This is a genomic window from Variovorax trehalosi (assembly GCF_051216415.1).
Classification (GTDB): domain Bacteria; phylum Pseudomonadota; class Gammaproteobacteria; order Burkholderiales; family Burkholderiaceae_C; genus Variovorax.
Genome location: NZ_JBPJZG010000001.1, coordinates 861,458 through 879,687 on the forward strand (window position 1 = coordinate 861,458; position 18,230 = coordinate 879,687).

Annotated in this window: 17 protein-coding genes; 7 read left to right on the forward strand and 10 right to left on the reverse strand. The window is 66.9% G+C overall.

Features of this window, described 5'->3' with window-relative positions; translation table 11 throughout:
• Positions 1-7: 7 nt before the first annotated feature.
• From trmB to ACSFA7_RS04050, 4 genes are all read right to left on the reverse strand, one after another.
• On the reverse strand, positions 8-769 hold the full coding sequence (trmB, locus tag ACSFA7_RS04035; protein WP_435498192.1) for a tRNA (guanosine(46)-N7)-methyltransferase TrmB: 762 nt from the start codon (positions 767-769) through the stop codon (positions 8-10).
• Positions 769-1,680, reverse strand: a complete 912-nt coding sequence (gene gluQRS / locus ACSFA7_RS04040) for a tRNA glutamyl-Q(34) synthetase GluQRS (RefSeq protein WP_435498193.1) — start codon at positions 1,678-1,680, stop codon at positions 769-771. The genes trmB and gluQRS overlap by 1 nt, the downstream gene beginning before the upstream one ends.
• 8 nt (positions 1,681-1,688) lie before the next feature.
• A complete protein-coding gene (locus tag ACSFA7_RS04045) occupies positions 1,689-2,771 on the reverse strand; it encodes an NAD(P)/FAD-dependent oxidoreductase (RefSeq protein ID WP_435498194.1) in 1,083 nt (360 codons plus the stop codon).
• 97 nt (positions 2,772-2,868) lie between these two features.
• Complete coding sequence (locus ACSFA7_RS04050) at positions 2,869-3,822, reverse strand: LysR family transcriptional regulator (protein ID WP_435498195.1); 954 nt, start codon at positions 3,820-3,822, stop codon at positions 2,869-2,871.
• A gap of 165 nt (positions 3,823-3,987) precedes the next feature.
• On the opposite strand from ACSFA7_RS04050, the gene ACSFA7_RS04055 reads away from it, so the two are divergent.
• From ACSFA7_RS04055 to ACSFA7_RS04075, 5 genes are all read left to right on the forward strand, one after another.
• Complete coding sequence (locus tag ACSFA7_RS04055) at positions 3,988-4,689, forward strand: pirin family protein (protein ID WP_206178774.1); 702 nt, start codon at positions 3,988-3,990, stop codon at positions 4,687-4,689.
• A gap of 51 nt (positions 4,690-4,740) precedes the next feature.
• Complete coding sequence (locus tag ACSFA7_RS04060; RefSeq protein ID WP_435498889.1) at positions 4,741-5,184, forward strand: DoxX family protein; 444 nt, start codon at positions 4,741-4,743, stop codon at positions 5,182-5,184.
• Positions 5,185-5,220: 36 nt separating this feature from the next.
• Entirely contained in the window at positions 5,221-5,772 is a 552-nt protein-coding gene (locus tag ACSFA7_RS04065; protein ID WP_435498196.1) for a flavodoxin family protein, read from the forward strand.
• Positions 5,773-5,797: 25 nt separating this feature from the next.
• The gene (locus tag ACSFA7_RS04070) at positions 5,798-6,721 is read left to right on the forward strand and encodes a pirin family protein (RefSeq protein WP_435498197.1); all 924 of its coding nucleotides are present in this window, start codon (positions 5,798-5,800) and stop codon (positions 6,719-6,721) included.
• Between the two features lie 358 nt (positions 6,722-7,079).
• Complete coding sequence (locus tag ACSFA7_RS04075) at positions 7,080-7,496, forward strand: hypothetical protein (protein WP_435498198.1); 417 nt, start codon at positions 7,080-7,082, stop codon at positions 7,494-7,496.
• A gap of 62 nt (positions 7,497-7,558) precedes the next feature.
• On the opposite strand, the gene ACSFA7_RS04080 is transcribed toward ACSFA7_RS04075, so the two are convergent.
• The 5 genes from ACSFA7_RS04080 to ACSFA7_RS04100 form a co-directional block, all read right to left on the reverse strand.
• Positions 7,559-9,127, reverse strand: coding sequence for a tripartite tricarboxylate transporter permease (locus ACSFA7_RS04080; protein WP_435498199.1), 1,569 nt, complete (start codon positions 9,125-9,127; stop codon positions 7,559-7,561).
• A gap of 4 nt (positions 9,128-9,131) precedes the next feature.
• The gene (locus ACSFA7_RS04085; RefSeq protein ID WP_435498200.1) at positions 9,132-9,650 is read right to left on the reverse strand and encodes a tripartite tricarboxylate transporter TctB family protein; all 519 of its coding nucleotides are present in this window, start codon (positions 9,648-9,650) and stop codon (positions 9,132-9,134) included.
• A 130-nt stretch (positions 9,651-9,780) separates the two neighbouring features.
• Entirely contained in the window at positions 9,781-11,310 is a 1,530-nt protein-coding gene (locus ACSFA7_RS04090; RefSeq protein ID WP_435498201.1) for an ATP-binding protein, read from the reverse strand.
• On the reverse strand, positions 11,273-11,977 hold the full coding sequence (locus ACSFA7_RS04095; RefSeq protein WP_435498202.1) for a response regulator: 705 nt from the start codon (positions 11,975-11,977) through the stop codon (positions 11,273-11,275). The genes ACSFA7_RS04090 and ACSFA7_RS04095 overlap by 38 nt, the downstream gene beginning before the upstream one ends.
• Before the next feature lie 12 nt (positions 11,978-11,989).
• Positions 11,990-12,781 carry a sulfurtransferase gene (locus tag ACSFA7_RS04100; RefSeq protein ID WP_435498203.1) on the reverse strand — a complete coding sequence of 264 codons (792 nt, stop codon included), beginning with the start codon at positions 12,779-12,781 and terminating at the stop codon, positions 11,990-11,992.
• A 61-nt stretch (positions 12,782-12,842) separates the two neighbouring features.
• On the opposite strand from ACSFA7_RS04100, the gene dnaE reads away from it, so the two are divergent.
• Together dnaE and ACSFA7_RS04110 are read left to right on the forward strand one after the other, a co-directional pair.
• The gene (gene dnaE, locus ACSFA7_RS04105) at positions 12,843-16,361 is read left to right on the forward strand and encodes a DNA polymerase III subunit alpha (protein ID WP_435498204.1); all 3,519 of its coding nucleotides are present in this window, start codon (positions 12,843-12,845) and stop codon (positions 16,359-16,361) included.
• Positions 16,362-16,456: 95 nt separating this feature from the next.
• A complete protein-coding gene (locus ACSFA7_RS04110; protein ID WP_435498205.1) occupies positions 16,457-16,834 on the forward strand; it encodes a YgiW/YdeI family stress tolerance OB fold protein in 378 nt (125 codons plus the stop codon).
• Between the two features lie 50 nt (positions 16,835-16,884).
• On the opposite strand, the gene ACSFA7_RS04115 is transcribed toward ACSFA7_RS04110, so the two are convergent.
• Complete coding sequence (locus ACSFA7_RS04115) at positions 16,885-18,225, reverse strand: metal-dependent hydrolase family protein (protein WP_435498206.1); 1,341 nt, start codon at positions 18,223-18,225, stop codon at positions 16,885-16,887.
• Between the last annotated feature and the right edge of the window lie 5 nt (positions 18,226-18,230).

Genomic DNA, 18,230 nt, shown 5'->3' on the forward strand with positions numbered 1-18,230 from the left:
GCTTGCTTCAGGCGCGCTCGAACACCAGGTCCCACACGCCGTGGCCCAGCTTGATGCCGCGGTTCTCGAACTTGGTGAGCGGCCGGTATTCCGGCTTCGCGGCGTAGCCTTCGGCCGTGTTGCGCAACAGCGGCTCGGCGGCCAGCACCTCGAGCATCTGCTCGGCGTAGGGCTGCCAGTCGGTCGCGCAATGGATGTAGCCGTCGGGGCGCAGGTGCTGCGCGAGCTTGGTCACGAATTCGGGCTGGATCAGCCGGCGCTTGTTGTGGCGCTTCTTGTGCCACGGGTCCGGAAAGAACACATGCACGCCGGCCAGCGTGCCGGGCTGCAGCATGTGGTCGAGCACATCGACCGCGTCGTGCGCGCAGATGCGGATGTTCGAGATCGACTGCTCGCCGATGCGCTTGAGCAGCGCGCCCACGCCGGGCTCGTGCACCTCGCAGCAGAAGAAGTTGGTCTCGGGCCGCACCGTGGCGATGTGCGCGGTGGCCTCGCCCATGCCGAAGCCGATCTCCAGCACCGTCGGGGCGGCGCGGCCGCCGAAGGCCGCCGTGAGGTCGATCGGCTCGGGGGTGTAGGGGATGAGGAACAGCGGGCCCAGTTCGGAAAAGGCCCGCGCCTGGCCGTCGGTGGTGCGGCCGGCGCGCTTCACGAAGCTCTTGAGGCGGCGGTGCAGCGGGTGCGGCTTGTTGTCGCCGTCGCCTGCGCTGTCGTCTGTGTTGTCGTCGCTGGGCGGAAGGTCGTGGGGCACGGTGTCGGGAAAGGTCATTACGGCCGCGAATTGTAGAGAGCGCGCCATTCGGGGACCCAGCCGGCCAGTGCGGCCGCGCAGGACGGGGCCGTCGCGGGGCCGAGGCCGAGCACGCGCGCGGCCGTATCGAGCGCGGCCAGCGCGGCTTCGGGCGTGGCGGTGTCGATGGGCGTGGCGCCGTTCTGCTTGGAGAGCTTGTCGCCATCGGCGCCACGCACCAGCGGCGTGTGCAGGTAGCTGGGCGTCGGCAGGCCGAGCGCGCGCTGCAGCAGGATCTGGCGCGCAGTGTTGTCGGCCAGGTCCTCGCCGCGCACCACGTCGGTCACGCCCTGCTCGGCATCGTCGACGACCACGGCGAGTTGATAAGCCCATGGGCCGTCGGCGCGGCGCAGCACGAAGTCGCCGACCTCGCGGCTGACGTCCTGGCGTTGTTCGCCCAGGCGCCGGTCGGTCCAGCGGAGTTCGCCCGGCTGTGCCGATGCGAATTTCTCCGCAGCAAAGCGCCAGGCCCGCGCGGGCTTGCCGTGCAGGCCGTCGCGGCAGGTGCCGGGATACACACGCTCGCCATGCCGCTCGTGCCGCTGGCCGAGCCGGGCGAGCGCGGTGTCGATGTCCTTGCGCGAACACCCGCAGGGGTAGGCGAGGCCGAGGGCCTGCAGCTTCTGCAGCGCCGCCTCGTAGAGCGTCGTGCGCTGCGTCTGCCACACCGGCGTTTCGTCGGGCAGCAGGTGGCAATCGGCAAGCTGCCGCAGCATGTGCTCGCCCATGCCGGGCAGGCAGCGTTCGGTGTCGGCGTCCTCGATGCGGATCAGCCAGCGCGCCTGGGGGCCGCGGGCGCGCACGTCGAGCCAGCTGGCGAGTGCGGCCACCAGCGAGCCGGCGTGCAGCGGCCCGGTGGGCGAGGGCGCGAAACGGCCGGTCTCCCGCATCCCGCGGATCAGATCACGGCGAGCGCCAGCGAGAGGCCCGAGAGGAACGCGTCTTCCACCCGGTGCCCCGTGCACCAGTCGCCCGCCACGCCGATGCGGGCCTTGGCGTCCCAGAGGTGCGTCTTGCCCACGGGCACCTGCGTCTGGGCTTCGGTCCAGCAGCGGGTTTGCGCATGCGAGGGCACCGCGTGGATGCCGGTGATCTCGGCGAAGGCGCGCAAGAGCTTGGCTTCGACGCGCGGCGCGTCGTCGCGCAGGTGCTCCTGCGACCACGCGGCGCTGGCCTGCAGCGTCCAGCGCTCGATGCGTTCGCGGCCGGGCTTGGACGATTCGCGCGCGAGCCACGCCACGCGGTGGTGGGTGCTGCGCGCCGCATTCCACTGCGGGCCGAGGTGGGACATGTTGGCCTGGTTGGCCTGCGGGAACGCGATCATCAGCGTCCAGCAGGGCGCAATGCGCACCGGCTCGATCTTCTGGCTGATGGAGGCCGAGAGCTTGCCGTCGCCCAGCAGCACGCGGGTGCGCGAGGGCGGCACGGCGAGCAGCACCGCGTCGAAGCCCGAGTACACATGCTGCGAATCGTCTTCGCCCGCGGTGCGCAGTTGCCAGCGCTTGGGATCGAGCGCGTCGGGCTCGATCTGGGTGACTTGCGTGTTCGTGATGAGGTTGTCTGCCAGCGGTGCGGCCCAATGGGCGACCAGTGCGTCCATGCCGGGCTGCGCCACCCAGTGCGATTCGCGGCCCGGCAATGCCGCTTCGGCCACGCGGCCATGGGCGTCGAGCACGCGCACGAGGTTGGCGCTCCAGGGGCGGCAGAGGTTGGGCGTGGATTCGAGCGCCAGCGCGAATCGCGGATCGCGCACGGTGAAGTACTGCGCGCCGCTGTCGAAGCGGCCGAAGGCGGTGTCGATGCTCGCCATGCGACCGCCGGGTGCGGCTTCGCGTTCGAACACCGTGACCTTGTGGCCGGCCTGCACCAGCGTGCGTGCGCAGGCCACCCCGGCGATGCCGGCGCCGACGACGGCGTAGTGGCGAGGGGTGGAGGGGGTTCGGTGGCGGTCGGTCTGCTTTGCAGTTGCGCGAGTGGTCATGGCGGACTCTTTTCTTTTGACAGGGGAGACGATGAATGTGTCCGCACTCTACATCGGTCTGCGACGGTGGCCGGGAGACCGCGTCTCAGGGCTTTCCTCAACGTCCTCGATGGCGCTCGAGCAGCGCGCGCCGCGTGGCCTCGTGCTCGAACTGCGCGAGCCACCATTCGAGCGCGCGCCCCGGCCCGCCCGCGCTGCGCACGCGCCATGCGCAATGCATGGTGCCCAGCGGTGGCGTGCGCTCGGTCTTGCGCTCGATCAGGTGGCCCGCCTCGATGTACGGCCGCGCCATCGGCTCGGGCAGGAAGCCGCCGCCCAGCCCGTGCAGTTGCGCGGCCAGCTTGAACTGCATGCTTGGCACGGCGAGCACGTCCTGCCCGCCCACGAGGTTGACCGTCATGCTCGGTCCGCTGCGCACCGAGTCGGCCGCCGCGACCGCGCGGTACTGGCGCAGCACTTCATCGGTCAGCGGCTCGGGCAGGCGCGCGAGCGGATGGTGCGGCGCCACCGCATACACGAAGCGCAACTCGCCGATGGGCCGGCTGCGGATGCCGGTGGCCGTAAAGGCGAGGCTCGCCGCATCGAGCACTGCGCCGATGGCGAGATCGGCTTCGCCGCTCGTGAGCGCCTCGATGGTGCCCAGCAGCGTTTCATCGCGCAGCTTGAGCCGCGTGGGCGGATCGAGCGCAAAGAAGGCGGTGGCCAGGTCGAGCAGCGGATCGCGCGCGATCACGCTGTCGACCGCGATGGTCAGCATTGGCTCCCAGCCGGTGGCCACGCGCTTCACGCGATTGGCCACCGCGTCGATCTCGTTCAGGAGGCGCGCCGATTCGCGCAGCAGCTCGGCGCCGGCCTCGGTGATGCGGGCCTGGCGCGCGCTGCGGTCGAACAGCAGCACGTCGAGCGCGTCCTCGATCTGGCGCACCCGGTAGCTCAGCGCGCTGGGCACGAGGTTGAGCGCGCGCGCCGCACCGGCGAAGCTGCCGGTGTTGGCCACCGTCTGCAGCATGGCGAGCGCGTCGGGGGTCAGTACGTCTCTGGCGCTGGGCATGGCGACTCCGTCGATTGAGCAAAAAATTTGAATGATGCCATCAAAACCAGGCGCTTTTCCCTCGGGGGCACGGGCCTAAAGTTCTTCACATCCGCTGCGCATCCGGCGCGGCATACGAAGAAGGCCCGAACATCCCCCTCGGGGAACGGCCAAAGGAGTTTGACGATGTTGCAAGTCCGTAAATCACAGGAACGCGGTTATGCCGACCATGGCTGGCTGCGCTCCTTCCACAGCTTTTCTTTTGCCGGTTACTACGACCCGGCCCACATGGGTTTCGGCAACCTGCGGGTGATCAACGAAGACCGCGTGGCCGCGGGCGCCGGCTTCGGCACCCATGGCCACAAGGACATGGAGATCATCAGCTACGTGCTCTCGGGTGAACTGGCGCACAAGGACAGCATGGGGAACATCGAATCCATTCCGCCGGGCGACGTCCAGCGCATGAGCGCGGGCCGCGGCGTGATGCACAGCGAGTTCAACCACAAGAAGGACGAGACCACGCACTTCCTGCAGATCTGGATCGAGCCCAACGTGCGCGGCATTGCCCCCGGCTACGAGCAAAAGCAGTTCAGCGACGCCGAGAAGCGCGGCAAGCTGCGCCTGGTGGCCTCGCCCGACGGCAGCGAGGGCTCGGTGAAGGTGAATGCCGATGCGCGCCTCTTCGCGGGCCTCATCGACGGCGAAGAGAAGGCCAGCCTGGCGCTCGACCCGGCGCGCAAGAGCTATGTGCACCTGGTGCGCGGCGAACTCGAAGTGAATGGCCAGAAGCTCGTGGGCGGCGACGCCGCGATGCTCGAAGGCGAATCGCAACTGACGCTCGGCGCCGGCAAGGATGCCGAAGTGCTGGTGTTCGACCTGACCGCTTGATCCACGGCCGGGCGCTCGTCGCCCGGCTTTTTTCTGTTCCCCCTGTATTTCATTCAACAACCCGAGGAGTTTTCAACCATGGCAACCACCACCACCCCCAACGCAGCCCAGGACACCCTGGCGCTGATCGGCCGCATCCTGATCGCGTACCTGTTCATTCCCGCCGGCATCGGCAAGCTCATGGGCTTCGCGGGCACCGTTGGCTACATCAATTCGGTGGGCCTGCCGCTGCCGGAAGTGGGCGCCGTGATCGCCATCGTGGTCGAACTGGGCCTTGGCATCGCGCTGCTGCTGGGCTTCAAGACCCGCTGGACCGCCATTGCGATGGCGATCTTCACCGTGGCCGCCGCGCTGTTCTTCCACAAGTACTGGTCGGCGCCCGATGCGATGAAGATGATGCAGCAGATCAACTTCAACAAGAACATCGCGATCGCCGGTGGCCTGCTCGCTTTCGCCGCTTTCGGCCCGGGCCGCTTCAGCATCGACAAGCGCTGATCCACCCCTGAACACAAACACAAGGAGCACCCGAACATGGCAAACATCGTTGTCGTCTTCCATTCCGGCTACGGCCACACCCAACGCATTGCGCAAGCCGTGGCGGAATCCGCCGGCGCGCAGCTGCTCGCCATCGACGCCGATGGCAACCTGCCCGAAGGCGGCTGGGAAACGCTGGCCGCGGCCGACGCCATCGTCTTCGGCTCGCCGACCTACATGGGCGGCGTGAGCTGGCAGTTCAAAAAGTTCGCCGATGCGTCGTCGAAGGTCTGGTACACGCAGGGCTGGAAAGACAAGCTCTTCGCCGGCTTCACCAACAGCGCCACCATGAACGGCGACAAGGTCACAACCATGGCCTACCTCTGGACGCTCGCGATGCAGCACAGCGGCATCTGGGTCAGCATGGGGATCCTCCCGACCAACAACAAGGCCGCCACGCGCGAGTCGATGAACTACGTGGGCGGCTACGGCGGCCTGCTGACGCAATCGCCATCGGACGCGAGCCCGGCGGAAATGTTCAAGGGCGACTTCGACACCGCCCGCGCGTTCGGCGAGCGTATTGCGGCAGTGGCAAGATCGCGCGCATAAAACCCAGCCACCCACGGAGCCCCCGATGACCGACACCACCGCCCACGCCCAATTGCTTCAACCGCACGACAAGGACCTGGGCGGTGGCTTCAACGTGAGGCGCCTCTTGCCCGCGGCGCAGCGCCGCTCGGTCGGGCCCTTCGTGTTCTTCGACCATTTCGGGCCGGCCACCGAGAAGCCCGGAACGGAACACGACGTGCGGCCGCATCCGCACATCGGCCTCGCGACGGTCACCTATCTTTTTGAGGGCGCGATGATGCATCGCGACAGTCTCGGCAGCGTGCAGGAGATCCTGCCCGGCGCGATCAACTGGATGACCTCGGGGCGCGGCATCGTGCACTCCGAGCGCAAGCCCGAGCGCCTGAAGGCCGACACCTACGTCAACCACGGGTTGCAGCTTTGGGCTGCCTTGCCCCAGGCGCATGAAGAGGTCGAGCCGAGCTTCGAACACACGCCGGCCGATGCGATTCCCGAACTGGTGGAGCAGGGCGTCAACGTGCGCGTGCTGGTGGGCGAGGCTTTCGGCCAGCGCTCGCCGGTGAAGACACTGGCGCAAACGGTCTATCTCGACATCGCGCTGCCCGCGGGCGGCCGTTTCGAGTTGCCTGCACTTGCGCCCGAACTGGCCATCTACGCCGTCGATGCCGATGCGCGCGTCAACGGCGAGGCGATCCCCGCGCACACGATGGCGGTGCTGCCCGACGGCCAGGGTGCCGTGCTGGCATCCGACACGGCAGTGCGCCTGATGGTGATCGGCGGCGAGCCGCTCGATGGCCCGCGCTACATCACCTGGAATTTCGTCTCGAGCCGGCGCGAGCGCATCCTCGAAGCGGGTGCCGATTGGGCTGCGCAACGCATGGGCCATGTGCCTGGCGAGACGGAATTCATTCCGCTGCCGGGCAAGCCTTTCGGCGTGCGTGAGCCGGATACGGGCACCACGCCTGTTTGATGCCGTTCATTCGGGGCGGGTGCGCAGGCCACCGGGTACTCCCCTCCGCGAATGTCCCCCGGCTTCGCCTCCTCCTTGATTTCGCTGCGGGGAGCACCCGATGCCCTGCGCACTTGGACGCGCTGCTGATGTATCGCTGATCAACGGCGACTCTGAAAACGAGCACGCCGATGGGGTGCCTTGCGCAGCGAAATCAAGGAGGAGGCCGCAGGCCGGGGGACATTCGCGGAGCAAGGTACCCCGTCGGCGTGATCGCCGCCCCGAACTGACCTTCACACGCGGGTAGTAAGCTGCGCCCCGCAAACGGCGATCGAGGGGATCGCCGTCCCAACGACATCCCAGAAAGGGAGCAAGGCACATGGCAGTTTTCCGAACCCCCGAAGTTGCACCGGGCGAATACGGCGATCTTTTCGAGTTCCTCATGAAGGAGCTCAAGCTCTTCAAGCGGCAGTTGGTGATCATGCTCAAGCATGTGCAGACCGGCGAGTCGATGGTCTTCGAGGAAGCCTGGTACGACTACCACCTGAAGGACCGGCTCACCCACCTGCTCAAGACCGACGACTACGCTGCCGTCGCAGCGCTGCCGATCAACAAGAAGGGCCAGACGGGCATCTACATCGAGACCCGCTACGTCAAGAGCGGCAAGCTCGTCGGCCTGCAGCTCGTGGAAGCCCGGCCGCACGAGGGTGGGCGCTATGTGGGCCTCACCCCGGCGGTGGTGTACACCGACGCCGACGGCGAACGCATGCTGCCGTTTGCGCAGAAGCTCAAATAAAAGCTTCGATGAAAAAAGGGCCCGACTGATCGGGCCCTTTCTCTGTGGGTCGTTGACTTCGCTTACTTGCCGCCGAGCGAGATGGCCTCCGCAGGCGGCGCACCATCGGGCGCCTTCGGCAGTTCGATCACTGCCTTGCGCCCCGCGCGACCGCGCCACGCCGAGAAGCCCACACCGGCCAGCAGCAGCACGCACAGGCCGATGAAGGTGCCGCTGATCGGCCGCGTCACGAACACCGACATGTCGCCGCGCGAGAGCAGCAGCGCACGGCGGAAGTTCTCCTCCACCATCGGCCCGAGCACGAAGCCCAGGAGGATCGGCGCGACCGAGAACTCCAGCGTCATCAGCACCGCGCCGACGATGCCGAACACCAGCACTTCCCAGATCTGGAACAGGCTGTTCTGCGTGCTGTAGACACCTGTAGCAATGAAGAACATCGCGGCAGGGAACAGGTACTTGTAGGGCACCTTCAGGAGCTTGACCCACACGCCGATCATCGGCACGTTGAGCACCACGAGGATCACGTTGCCGATCCAGAACGAGGCGATCAGGCCCCAGAAGATGTCCGGATGCTCGGTGATGAGCTGCGGGCCGGGCTGGATGCCCTGGATCAGCAGCGCGCCGAGGATCAGCGCCATCACCGCGTCGCCCGGAATGCCCAGGCTCATCGTCGGGATGAAGTCCACCTGCGTCTTCGAATGGGCCGAGGCCTCGGGGCCGGCCACGCCTTCGATCATGCCGGTGCCGAACTTGTCCGGCGTCTTCGAGACCTTGCGCTCCAGCGCATAGGCGATGAAGGTGGTGATGGTCGGGCCCGTGCCGGGCATCGCGCCGAACACCGTGCCGACGATGGTGCCGCGGATCATCGCGGGGAAGGCGCGCTTGAGTTCTTCCTTGCTCGGGCGCATGTCGCTCAGCTTGAGCGTGCCCGTGTCGCCGATGGCCTTCATGCGGTTCACGTTGAGAAGGAAGTCGGCCACGCCGAAGAGACCCATCGAGATGGCCACCAGCTCCAGGCCGTCGCTCAGCTCGGGCAGGCCGAACGCGAAGCGGAAGCTGCCGCTGTTCACGTCGGTGCCGACCACGCCGCACAGCAAGCCGAAGATCGTCATCGCCACGCCCTTGAGCGGCGAGCCGCGCGACATGGTCGAACCCGCGAGCAGGCCCAGCAGCATGATCGAGAAGATCTCGGTCGGGCCGAACTTGAACGCGATCTGCACCAGGAGCGGCGAGGCGAAGATCATCACGATGATGCCGACCGACGCCGCGAAGAACGAGGCGATCATCGTCACCCCGAGCGCGACGCCGCCCTTGCCCTGCTTGGTCATCGGGTAGCCGTCCAGGCACGTCACCGCATGCGGCGGATGCGAGGGCATGTTCATCAGGATGGCGCCGATGGCTCCGCCGTACTGCGAGCCGTAGAAGATGCCCGCCAACATCAGGATCGCGGGCACCGGGTGCATCGCGTAGGTGAGCGGCAGCAAGATCGAGATGGCCTGCAGCGCGCCCATGCCCGGCAGCACGCCGATCAGGTTGCCCACCAGCACGCCGAAGAACGACCACAGGAGATTGGAGCCCTGGAACGCGACGCCGAAGCCGAACCAGAGGTCGTGGAGCGATTGACCGATCATGATTTCAGCCTCCCCACTGGAACAGGGGCAGCTGCAGACTCAGCGCCCACCAGAACACCACCACCGCGATGAACGACATCGCGAGCGAGAGCAGCACCGCTTCGGTCAGCGTGTTGTCGCGGTCGCCGAGCGCCGAGATGAACACGATGGCAAACGTTGCCGGCAGCAGGCCACCGTATTCGCCGAGCAGCAGGAACGCGAGGATGCCCAGGATGATGCAGATGCCGCCGCGCAGGTCGGGCATGCCGGTGGGATGGCCGTGGGACACAGCCTCCGTGCTCGCGGGTTTTTCGCCGCGCGCGGACAGCGCGATCAGCAAGCCCGTGAGCGCCAGCAGGCCGCCGAGCGCCACCGGGAAGAAGCCCGGTCCCATGTGCGCCAGCTCGCCGACGCGGTAGCCGACACCGGCATAGACGGCCGCGAGGCCGATGACCACGAGCAACGCGCCGCCGTAGTAATCCTTCTTGAATTTCGATGCGGGCCGAAGCGCGTGCGAGGCCGGATCTTCACCGTGCGGGTGCATTGAGTCTCCTTCGATTTGGAAGGAGCGCAGTCTAGGAATCGAGGCTTTCAATCGCCTTTCGACGAAGGCTTCGGAGGGCTCGCGAAGCTCAAAATACGTGTAATTGCTTACAGCGCTACCCGCGAAAACCCTAAGAGGAACCGGCCGCCAGCGGCAGCTTCAGGATCGCGCGGAGGCCACCGCCGTTGGCGCTCTCGGGCATGTCGGCGGCGTCGAGTTCGATCTCGCCGCCGTTGCGTCGCGCATAGCTGCGCGCGATGGTCAGGCCGAGCCCCGCGCCCTGCGTGGCGGCGTGGGTGGACGGGTCGCGGTGAAAGCGCTCGAACACGCTGTCGCGCCGCTCGGGCGCGATGCCGGGGCCGCTGTCGCAGACCTCGGCCAGCGCATGCGAGGACTCGCGCCGCACGGTCACCGTGATGTTGCCGCCGCGCGGCGTGTACTTGATGGCGTTGTGCACGAGATTCGCAAGCACCTCGTGCAGCTCGGCGGCGTTGGCCTTCACCGGCAGTGGCGGCGGCTCGTCTTCGCCTTCCGTTTCGGCCCGTGCATCCACCCAGCCCAGGTCCTGATCGTGCTCTCGTGCGAGCGGCAGGTACTGCAGCACAACCTGGCGCGCGATGTCGCTGAGGTCGACCACGGTGGGCTCGGTGCCCGCGACCTCCTCGTCGGTGGTGGCATGCGCGAGCGCCAGCAGCTGTTCGCTCAGGCGCCGCGTGCGCGCCAACTGCCCGACGATGGCGTGCAGCGATTCGCGCATGCGCTCGGGGTCGGTCTCGCGCACCGCATAGCCCGCCTGGATCGACAGGATGCTCAGCGGCGTGCGCAGCTGGTGCGAAGCGTCCGCAAGAAACTGCGACTGCTCCGCCACCATGCGCCGGTGGTCGGCGATGTGGTGGTTGACCGCATCCACCAGCGGCACCACTTCTTGCGGCACGCCGCTCGCGTCGAGCGGCTTCAGGTCGTCGCGTCGGCGTTCGCGCAGGGACCGGCGCAGGCGCTCCAGCGGCCGCAGCGTCCAGGCCACGCCGAGCCACACCAGCACAGCCATCACCAGCACCATGCGCGTGTCGCGCAGCAACTCCTGCTTGAGCGATTCGTTCTGCGCCTGCAGGCGCGGGCCGGTGCCTTCGGCGGCCTGGATCAGCACGCTGTACGCGGTGCCGGCGTGGGTGTTGTCGTAGACCGTCTGACGCAGCGCGGCCACGCGCACCGGGTGCTGCTCGTGCACCGCGTCGTAGAACACCGGCGTGCCGTCGGGCGGCGTTTCCGCAGGGCGGGGCAGGCCGGGCACGCCCATGAGCGTGTCCTCGGGTGCGTTGGGGTCGAGCGTCTCGCCCTGGGGGATGCGCTGCACGCCGACATGCAGGTACTTGTAGCGCAGGTGCGTGGACTCGAACATCGCCTGCACCGAGAAGGCCTCCTGCACCCGCACGCTGCCGTCGCTCGCGACCACGATGCCGTTGGCCAGCGCCTGCACCGGTTCGAGCAGGCTCTGGTCGTAGGCGACCACCAGTGAATCGGTGAGCGTGCGGTAGTCGTTCCAGCTGTCCAGCGCCAGCAGCGCGACGATGCCCGGCAGCAGCAGCGCGAGCAGGCGCGCGCGGATGCCGAAGCGCTGCGGTTCAGCCCTCGGTGGGCTGGACGGAACCTGGGGGTCCATCGGCAATGCCCTCGAGCATGTAGCCCAGCCCGCGCACGGTGACGATGCGCACGTCGCTGTCCGCGAGCTTGCGCCGCAATCGGTGCAGTACCACCTCGATGGCGTCGGGACCCGCGGTGCTGTCGTTGGTGAACACCTTGGCGAAGAGCTGCGACTTGCCGACCGGCGCACCGCTGCGCATCAGGAGCGCGGTGAGCGCGGCGTGCTCGCGCGGCGTGAGCGACAGCAGCGTGCCGCGCAGCGTGAAGGCGTGGCTCTCGCTGTCGTACGAAAGCGAAGCACACTGGAGGCGCGGATGCTGCTTGCCGCGGCTGCGCCGCACCAGCGCCGCCAGCCGCGCCTCGAGTTCGACCAGTTCGAAGGGCTTGGTGAGGAAATCGTCCGCGCCGAGATTCAGGCCGCGCACCCGGTCCTGGAGCGCGCCCTGCGCGGTGAGGATGAGCACGGGGGTGCGGTCGTCGGCATCGCGCATGTCGGCCAGCACGCTCAGGCCGTGCTTGTCGGGCAGGCGCAGGTCGAGAACGATCGCGTCGTATTCGGTGCCGGCCATGAAGGCTTCGGCGGTGCGCGCATCGGGCGCGTGGTCTGCCACGAAGCCGCTCTGGGTCAACGCCCGGATGAGCCACGAGGCCATGTCCAGTTCGTCTTCCACCAGGAGGATGCGCATGAGGGTTGCCGGTTATTTTTTCAGGCCGCGGCCCAGGTCGAGGTCTTCCGACGCGCGTGCGCTGGCATCGGCCGCGCGGGCGCTCAGGTCGGGCGCCAGCGCGCGCCGGCCGTCGAACACGAAGCAGTCGCCGTGGTAGTGCGCGCCGCCGACCTCTTCGAAATATTTCAGGATGCCGCCTTCGAGCTGCAGTACGTGCTCGATGCCTTCCTCGCGCATCAGGATCGCGGCCTTCTCGCAGCGGATGCCGCCGGTGCAGAAGCTCACCACGGTCTTGCCTGCGAAGTCGGCGCGGTGCGCTTTCAGCGCGGGCGGGAATTCGGTGAACTTGGTGATACGCCAGTCGATCGCGCCGTCGAAGGTGCCTTCGTCGACCTCGAAGTCGTTGCGCGTGTCGAGCAATGCGATCTCGCGGCCTTCGTCGTCATGGCCCTGGTCAAGCCAGCGCTTGAGCGTGGAGGCGTCGACGCCCGGGGCGCGTCCGGCGGCCGGCTGGATGGCCGGGTGGTCCATGCGGATGATCTCGCGCTTGAGCTTCACCAGCATGCGCCGGAAGGGCTGCGCGGCGGACCAGCTTTCCTTGGTCTCGAGGTCGGCGAAGCGGGCATCGGCGCGCAAGTCGGCCAGGAAGGCGTGGATGGCGTCGGCGGTGCCCGCCAGAAACAGGTTGATACCTTCAGGCGCCAACAGGATGGTGCCCATGAGGCCCAGGGCCTGGGTGCGGGCACGCAGGTCTTCGCGCAGCACGGGGCTGTCGTCTATGGCCACGAACTTGTAGGCCGCGATATTCAGAATCTCTTGCACGGGGCGCGATTGTAGGGATTGCCAACCCACATCGTGGGGTGCCGGTTTCTACAATGGCGGGATGTTTGTTCACCTGCGCCTGCACACCGAGTTTTCCGTCGTCGACGGCACCAACCGGATCGACGAAGTCATCAAGGCCGCCGCTGCCGACAAGCAGCCCGCATTGGCCATCACCGACCTGAACAACCTGTTCGGGGCGGTCAAGTTCTACAAGACGGGGCGGGGCAAGGGCGTCAAGCCCGTCATCGGCGCTGAAATCTTCATCGAGGGGCTGGGTAAGGAGCCCGGCGTGCTCACCCGGCTCGTGCTGCTGGTGCAGAACATGGAGGGCTACCTGAGCCTGTCCGAACTGCTCGCACGTGCCTGGACGCAGAACGTGGGCCGCGGCCAGTCGCAGGCGGCCTGCAAGCTCGAATGGCTCGAGGAGCTTTCGGGTGGGTTGATCGTGCTGTCAGGCGCGCAGGCGGGGCCGTTGGGCGTGCCGCTGCTGCAGGGGCAGGAAGAGCGCGCCGCCGAACTGGCGCTGAAGTTGGCGGGCATGTTCCCGCACCGCTTCTACATCGAGCTGCAGCGCGCGGGCCGTCCGGAAGACGAGCCGCACGTCATCGCCGCTGTGAAGCTCGCGGCCCGCCTGAAGCTGCCGGTGGTTGCCACGCACCCGGTGCAGTTCGCCGAACGGCAGGACTACGAGGCGCACGAGGCGCGCGTGTGCATTTCCGAAGGCGAGATCCTCGGCAACCCGCGCCGCGTGCGCAAGTTCACCGAAGAGCAGTACTTCAAGTCGACCGCCGAGATGCAGGCGCTGTTCGCCGACGTGCCGAGCGCGCTGGCCAACACGGTCGAGATCGCCAAGCGCTGCAACCTCACGCTGGTGCTTGGAAAGCCGCAGCTGCCCGACTTTCCGACGCCCTTCGTCAGCGAAGGCGTGCGCATGCCGATCGGCGAGTTCTTCCGCCAGGAATCGTTCGAAGGGCTGGAGGCGCGCCTGAAGCACCTGTACCCCGACGAGGCCAAGCGCAATGCCGAACGGCCGCGCTACGTGGAACGCCTCGAATTCGAGATCAACACGATCCTGAACATGGGCTTCCCCGGCTACTTCCTGATCGTGGGCGACTTCATCAAATGGGCCAAGGAAAACGGCTGCCCCGTGGGCCCGGGCCGGGGCTCGGGCGCGGGCTCGCTGGTGGCCTATGCGCTGAAGATCACCGACCTCGACCCGCTCGAGTACAAGCTGCTGTTCGAACGTTTCCTGAATCCCGAACGCGTCTCGATGCCCGACTTCGACATCGACTTCTGCCAGGGCAACCGGGACCGCGTGATCGACTACGTGAAGGACAAGTACGGCCGCAACGCGGTGAGCCAGATCGCCACCTTCGGCACGATGGCCGCGCGCGCTGCCATTCGCGACGTGGGCCGTGTGCTCGACATGAGCTACATGTTCTGCGACGGCATCAGCAAGCTGATTCCGAACAAGCCGGGCATGTCGGTCACGCTGCAGTACCCGCCCGAGAAAAAGATCGAGGGCGACAAGAACAACTACGCCATCGAGATGGAGCCGCAGCTCGCGCAGCGCATCGAGAAGGAAGAAGAAGTGCGCATGCTGGTCGAGCTCGCGCAGAAGCTCGAAGGCATGACCCGCAACATCGGCATGCATGCCGGGGGCGTGCTCATCGCGCCGGGCAAGCTCACCGACTTCTGTCCGCTCTACCAGCAACCGGGCAGCGACTCGGCGGTGAGCCAGTACGACAAGGACGACGTCGAAGCCATCGGCCTCGTGAAGTTCGACTTCTTGGGCCTGGCCACGCTCACCATCCTGGAGATCGCCAAGGACTTCATCGTCGCGCGGCACAAGGGCCAGGAGAACTTCGCGTTCGAGAACATTCCACTGAAGGACGCAGCCACCTATCGACTCTTCTCCGAAGGCAAGACGGAGGCGGTGTTCCAGTTTGAATCGCGCGGCATGCAGGGCATGCTGAAGGACGCACGGCCCACGCGCCTGGAAGACCTGATCGCGCTCAACGCGCTGTACCGCCCCGGCCCGATGGACCTGATTCCCAGCTTCGTGGCGCGCAAGCACGGCCGCGAAGAGGTGGAGTACCCGCACCCGGCCGTGGCCGAGATGCTCTCGGAGACCTACGGGATCATGGTCTACCAGGAGCAGGTGATGCAGACCGCGCAGATCCTGGGCGGCTACTCGCTCGGCGGCGCCGACCTGCTGCGCCGCGCAATGGGCAAGAAAAAGCTCGAGGAGATGGCCGAGCACCGCGAGAAATTCCGCGCGGGCGCGCTCTCCACGCACGGCATTCCCCAGGACAAGGCCGACGAGATCTTCGACTTGATGGAGAAGTTCGCGGGCTACGGCTTCAACAAGTCGCACGCCGCCGCCTACTCGCTGCTGGCGTACCACACGGGTTGGCTCAAGGTCCACTACACGGCCGAATTCTTCTGCGCCAACATGACCGTGGAAATGGACGACACGGACAAGCTCAAGCTCTTGTTCGAAGACGCCCAGAAGAACTTCGGCATCACCTTCGAGCCGCCGGACGTGAACCGCGGCAACTACCGCTTCGAGCCGGTCACCGACCGGGTGATCCGCTATGGCCTGGGTGCCGTCAAGGGCACGGGCCAGCTCGCGGTCGAGGCCGTGGTGCGGGCGCGCGAGGAGGGCGGGCCGTTCAAGAGCCTGTTCGATTTCTGCGTGCGCATCGACCGCCAGCGCATCAACAAGCGCACGGTCGAGGCGCTGATCAAGGCCGGCGCGTTCGATGCGATCCAGCAGAACCGCGCGGCGCTGATCGCGTCGGTGGACCGCGCCTTCGAATTCGCCAGCGCGACGGCCGCCAACGCTTCGCAGGTCGACATCTTCGGCGACTCCGAGCACGGCTCGGCCACCGCCGAACCCGATCTGGTCGACGCCACGCCGTGGGGCGTGAAGGAGCGGCTGACGCTCGAGAAAACGGCCATCGGCTTCTACCTTTCGGGCCACCTGTTCGACGAGGTCTCGCACGAGGTGCGGCGCTTCTGCAAGCGCGAGATCGGCGACCTGCTCGACAGCCGCGACCAGCAGGTCATCGCGGGCATCGTGAGCGACTTCCGCGTGATCAACGGGCAGCGTGGGCGGCTTGCGATCTTCAAGCTCGACGACAAGTCCGAGTCCATCGACGCCACGGCCGACGAGGCGCTCATCAACGCCAACCGCAACACGTTGAAGGACGATGAACTCGTCATCGTGAGCGGCCGGCTGCAACCCGCGCGCGGCGGCTTCGAGGCGCGCTTCCAGGTGCAGCAGGTGTGGGACCTCGCGACGGCGCGCTGCCGCTTCGGCAAGTTCCTGCGCGTGGCGGTCAACGGCAAGGCGCCGGACATCGCGCGGCTGGTGAAGGACTTTCCGCCCCGCACCGAGCAGACGGAAGTCGGCGACCTCGTGCAGGGTCTGCCGGTGCGCCTGTCGATGGCGCGCGGCGGCGCACAGGTCGAGCTGCAGCTGGGCGAACGCGCCAAGTTCTTCCCGACCGATGCCGCGCTCGCGAGCTGGACGGCGCAGGCGGAGGCGGGCAAGGCGCTGATCGTCTACGAGTGAATGGCCCTTGGTTTTCGAGGGTCGTGGAACGTTTGGGCGCGTACGGCGTCCATCTGTTTCTTCACAACCAGGCTGTTCAAGGAGGAACGATTGCCATGACCCATACCAAGACCACCAAGACCCTGAAGACCGCCGCGCTCGCGCTCGGCATGTCGCTGGCGATGTCCGCCGCCTTCGCCCAGTACGCCGGCCCGAGCAGCGTGCCGGCGATGACGGTCAAGCAACTGCTCGACACCGGCAAGGACGACCAGCACGCCACGCTGCGCGGATTCATCGTCTCGCACGATGGCGGCGAGCACTACACCTTCGCCGACGATTCCGGCCGCATGAAGGTGGAGATCGATGCCAAGCACTTCCCCGCCGGTGTGAAGATCGACGACAAGACGCGCGTCGAGATCACGGGCGAGTTCGACAAGGACCTCGTCGGCAACAAGGCCGAGCTCGACGTCAAGCGGCTGAGCCTGGTGCGCTGACCCTGGCGGCGGGCTCTCCCGCCGCCTTGCTCTGGCCTCCCTTCTCTCAGTCAGTGCATCTCCGCCAAAGCCTCCTTGACGCCCTGTTCTCGCAGCGGCGTGTCGCCGCCTTCGAGGTGCAGCGCCGCATGCGATGGCACCGGTGTTGCGCAGTCCTTGTGGATCACGCCGTCCTTCATTACCAGTTGCACCTTCGCCGGGTCCGTCAGCAGCGACAGGTCTTGCAGCGGGTCACCGTCGACAAGGACGATGTCGGCGAGAAACCCCGCCTTCAACTGTCCCAGTTCGTCGGGCCGCAGCATGATCTGGCCGCCCAGGCGTGTCGCCGCCATCAGCGCCTCTTTCGGCGTCATGCCGATGTAGTCGACGAAATATTGCAGGTCGTTGGCGTTGGTGCCGTGCGGCATCCAGGCAAAGCCGTAGTCACCGCCGGGCAAGATGCGAATACCCCGCTTGTGCATTTCGCGCAGTGAAGCCGATGCCACCTCCAGCTCGCGCTTGTAGCCCATCTGCGTCGCCACGGCTTCGGTGATGCCGTACTCGGCCGCGTTGTAGGTCGTGCGAATCAGCCACCCGATGCCGGGCGCGACGAAGTGCTTGTCCTTCGCAGCCTCAAGCATGTCGAGTGCCTCGGCATCTGCGAAGCTGGCGTGGTAGACCATCTCGATGCCGTGGCGCACGCACTGCTTGACCGACTCGCTCGACCGCGCGTGGGCAGCCATGCGCTTGCCGTAGCGCTTGGCCTCCTGGGCGAGCATGGCCACCTCGTCTTCCGCGAAAGGTGACATCTCGGCGGGCAGGCCGGCGATGTACTCGCCGGACAGGTTGATCTTCAGATGGTCCACCCCGTACTTGATGAAAGTGCGCGCGGACCTGCGGATCTCTTCGGGTCCGCTGCACACGCTGCCAAAGCTCAGTTCCTCGAACTTCATGTGCGGCAGCGTGTTGTCGCCCAGCGCGCCGATGGTGGTGATCTCCTGGCTGCCGGCGAGGTAGCGTGGGCCCGGGAACTCGCCCGCATCGATGGCATTGCGCAGCACCACGTCCAGCCGCGGCTTGGCCGCCGCCGCGCCGATGGCGGATGTCCATCCCATGTCGAGGTAGCGCTTGGCAACACGCACGCACCAGAGCATGTGCTCTTCGGGCGGCATGAACTGGATGGCCGCGAGCGACGGCTGGTCATTCCACGAGAAGTGCGTGTGGGCCTCGGTCATGCCCGGCATGAGAAAGCGGCCCTTGCCATCGATCACGCGCGCGTCGTCGGTGCTCACGCGCTGAGGAAAGCGCGCCACCTCGATGATGCGTTTTCCCTCGACCAGAAGGTCACCGGCGTAGGGCTCCTCGCCCGAGCCGTCGAAGATGCTGACATTGGTGAATGCAATACGGGTCATCGTTG

Bases quoted from the DNA above. Each gene is read 5' to 3' on its own strand.
- trmB (WP_435498192.1), bottom strand. From the start codon at position 769: ATGACCTTTCCCGACACCGTGCCCCACGACCTTCCGCCCAGCGACGAC.
- ACSFA7_RS04115 (WP_435498206.1), bottom strand. From the start codon at position 18,225: ATGACCCGTATTGCATTCACCAATGTCAGCATCTTCGACGGCTCGGGC.
- ACSFA7_RS04055 (WP_206178774.1), top strand. From the start codon at position 3,988: ATGTTGCAAGTCCGTAAATCACAGGAACGCGGTTATGCCGACCATGGC.
- ACSFA7_RS04090 (WP_435498201.1), bottom strand. From the start codon at position 11,310: ATGGACCCCCAGGTTCCGTCCAGCCCACCGAGGGCTGAACCGCAGCGC.
- ACSFA7_RS04075 (WP_435498198.1), top strand. From the start codon at position 7,080: ATGGCAGTTTTCCGAACCCCCGAAGTTGCACCGGGCGAATACGGCGAT.
- ACSFA7_RS04110 (WP_435498205.1), top strand. From the start codon at position 16,457: ATGACCCATACCAAGACCACCAAGACCCTGAAGACCGCCGCGCTCGCG.
- ACSFA7_RS04070 (WP_435498197.1), top strand. From the start codon at position 5,798: ATGACCGACACCACCGCCCACGCCCAATTGCTTCAACCGCACGACAAG.
- ACSFA7_RS04095 (WP_435498202.1), bottom strand. From the start codon at position 11,977: ATGCGCATCCTCCTGGTGGAAGACGAACTGGACATGGCCTCGTGGCTC.
- ACSFA7_RS04065 (WP_435498196.1), top strand. From the start codon at position 5,221: ATGGCAAACATCGTTGTCGTCTTCCATTCCGGCTACGGCCACACCCAA.
- ACSFA7_RS04045 (WP_435498194.1), bottom strand. From the start codon at position 2,771: ATGACCACTCGCGCAACTGCAAAGCAGACCGACCGCCACCGAACCCCC.
- ACSFA7_RS04080 (WP_435498199.1), bottom strand. From the start codon at position 9,127: ATGATCGGTCAATCGCTCCACGACCTCTGGTTCGGCTTCGGCGTCGCG.
- gluQRS (WP_435498193.1), bottom strand. From the start codon at position 1,680: ATGCGGGAGACCGGCCGTTTCGCGCCCTCGCCCACCGGGCCGCTGCAC.
- ACSFA7_RS04050 (WP_435498195.1), bottom strand. From the start codon at position 3,822: ATGCCCAGCGCCAGAGACGTACTGACCCCCGACGCGCTCGCCATGCTG.
- ACSFA7_RS04085 (WP_435498200.1), bottom strand. From the start codon at position 9,650: ATGCACCCGCACGGTGAAGATCCGGCCTCGCACGCGCTTCGGCCCGCA.
- dnaE (WP_435498204.1), top strand. From the start codon at position 12,843: ATGTTTGTTCACCTGCGCCTGCACACCGAGTTTTCCGTCGTCGACGGC.